2 protein-coding genes and 2 pseudogenes are annotated in these 2305 nt (G+C 51.6%); all 4 read right to left on the bottom strand.

What is annotated here, in order from left to right; genetic code table 11:
- A pseudogene (locus QUA10_RS28870) lies at positions 1 to 461 on the bottom strand (hypothetical protein); the annotation flags it as partial.
- Between the two features lie 12 nt (positions 462 to 473).
- Positions 474 to 773, bottom strand: a complete 300-nt coding sequence (locus QUA10_RS28865) for a hypothetical protein (protein ID WP_333086477.1) — start codon at positions 771 to 773, stop codon at positions 474 to 476.
- 105 nt (positions 774 to 878) lie between these two features.
- On the bottom strand, positions 879 to 1115 hold the full coding sequence (locus tag QUA10_RS28860) for a hypothetical protein (RefSeq protein ID WP_333086476.1): 237 nt from the start codon (positions 1113 to 1115) through the stop codon (positions 879 to 881).
- A gap of 2 nt (positions 1116 to 1117) precedes the next feature.
- A pseudogene (locus QUA10_RS28855) lies at positions 1118 to 2305 on the bottom strand (hypothetical protein); the annotation flags it as partial.

Genomic DNA, 2305 nt, shown 5'->3' with positions numbered 1-2305 from the left:
GCGGCGGTGATTAACTGTGGGGGGAAGCCGTCAATCACAGTCTGCCATTTTTCCTCTAGTTGGGTTTGCCCGTACTCGTCCACTTGAGCAAATTTCACCAGAGGCAGCGCTTGAGCAACTGAAGTCGGCAGAATCTTGAACTTGGATTTGATGAGGTGGAGACAGATTTTGGCTGCCTGGATAATCTTTTTGCAGTAGAAAGGCGATCGCCCTAATGCGAGTTTGCAGTATTCGGCGAAGTCCCGATACTGCCGTTTGTAGAGACGGTAGCGGCGCACGGCGTCAAGCATGATTCCTTGCCGCACGTAGTCCAGAAAGCTGCGTTTGATTTTCTGAGTTAGTAGGCTGATGTCGTTGTGAGGGACTTCGCGAGAAATCTCTGACTCAAAATCTAGCAGCGGTTGGAATTCTGATTCTGGCGGTTGCCAGCAGTCGTCTAAAAAGTCAGCGGTGATATCCATATTTGGTAATTGTTAATCGTAGTAGGTCATCGGTGATTCGTCGTAATGGTCTGGGTTTGTTATGTATGTGGGCATTTTTTCCCAAGCATCCATAAAAGATGTTGCAGTGCCTATTTTGTCGTCACTTCTCCAAACAAATTCTCCATTTTCGTTTTTATGAATCGAGGCAAAGAAGTGTCCATCATTGAAGGTCAGCGACCCCCACATTTCAAAAACTACATACCGATCGTCTATTAATTCACCCGTCAACTTGATGCTGTTGTCGGGTTCGTAGCCGTTGTAGAGATAGCGATACCAAAAGGCTTTTTTCATAAGAGTTAGAGGAAGCGATCGCCCTAACGTCAAGACGATCGCGCTGTTCAGATTCAGAAGGGTGATATGGAACAAAACGCTAAAGCGCTGTACGCAAGCAGTGGTTTACATAAAATCACCTCCTGACGGTGGAGAACGCCCGCTCGAACAGCTCGAGCTGCGGGCAAATTTCCTGATGTTGTTCGCCCGATCGCCCGCAGCAACACTCATCGGCAGAAAGCTGGGGGGTTTTGGTTTCGGCAACCGAGCGAATATCCCTGTGTCGGGCGGTTCATCGGTGTCGGGTGGTCGGTTTGCGCGATCGCACCAAGCGTCAAAAGTCGGGATAAAAAATGGAACCATCGCTACACCGCCACATCGAACAATGACAATTGATTCCCCAGTGGGGACGCGACCGCTCGCTTCTTGCTGCTGACAACCGATGCAGGCTTTTGCTTCTGAGCGGTTGGGGTGCTGTTTTCGCGCTGCGCTGCTGCTTTTTCCTGCGAGATGGCCTGTTCTGCAAGGATTGCTCGGATTAAGCTGCGTTTCCCTGCACTGCCTGGGATTGATGGTATCTCCATATCGCGGGCGATTTGCTTGAGCTTGAATGTTGAGAGCTGGCTCAGTTGCCCTGGCGTCCAAGTTGTCGCTGCGGGCGATCGCACTTTGCGCGAGTACACATCAAAATTCTCGCCCCTGGTCTTGTCGAAAATTTGGCCACTGGGGAGGAATCCTCCGGGCTTTATCTCGTAATCGTAGAGCAAGCGCTGTTCTACGAGCGCAACGCAGTCGAAATAAACAAAACGGGGTTTGTTGAGCGGTTGGATTTTCGCCCGCCAGATGCCGCGCTTGGAGCGGTAGATATCGAGAATTTTGCCAAGGTGCAGCCGATCGCGCCGGCGGCCGACAAGCATTCCGATCGCCAATTCCACATAACCACCGCGGCCGTCACCCCGACCCGGTGGCTGTTCGCTTAATTGAGCTGGCTGACGTGGAACAGCTCGCCCTGAATTTCCCGAATCATGCCGTGCGACTTCCAAAATGCGATCGCCTTCTTGGCTTCCCAATCCTTCATCATGGCTATGGATGCTAGCTCCATCACGTTCGGAGCAAATGTCGCGTCCTGAAGTCGCTGGAGCATCAATTGAAATTTCTCCCGCTCCCTCCCGTTCGGTAGCAGTTCTATCAAATTCAGCATTATTTTGTTGGGGGTCAAAGTCTCTAAATTGCTCAACGCTGTCGGTGTAGGTTGCATTCCAAGCGTTCATCACGGCCCAAAACTCAGCCAGGGTGATGTAATAGTCTGGGTCAGGGGGTTCGGGGTCGCTCACGCGCTCCAGCAATTTCAGTTGCCCATCGGATTCGACTTCGTGAGCTCTACTAAAATTAGGCGGCGCGTAAAGGCTGAGGAATCTTTCGGAGAATTTAATGCCGGGTGTTAGGGGTATCCGATCGGCTCCGACATCGAGGGATTTTTTGGCCGCTTGTACGATCGCACTTTGGCTCAATTTTGGCTCAATCCGTCCCTTGCCATCGCCACGGTTCGGCGG

The organism is Microcoleus sp. Pol8_D6 (assembly GCF_036700965.1).
Lineage (GTDB): Bacteria > Cyanobacteriota > Cyanobacteriia > Cyanobacteriales > Microcoleaceae > Microcoleus.
This window is presented reverse-complemented; position numbering and strand designations above follow the sequence as displayed.

Excerpts from the sequence above, each read along its gene's own strand:
- QUA10_RS28865 (WP_333086477.1), bottom strand. The coding sequence starts at position 773 with ATGAAAAAAGCCTTTTGGTATCGCTATCTCTACAACGGCTACGAACCC.
- QUA10_RS28860 (WP_333086476.1), bottom strand. The coding sequence starts at position 1,115 with ATGGTTCCATTTTTTATCCCGACTTTTGACGCTTGGTGCGATCGCGCA.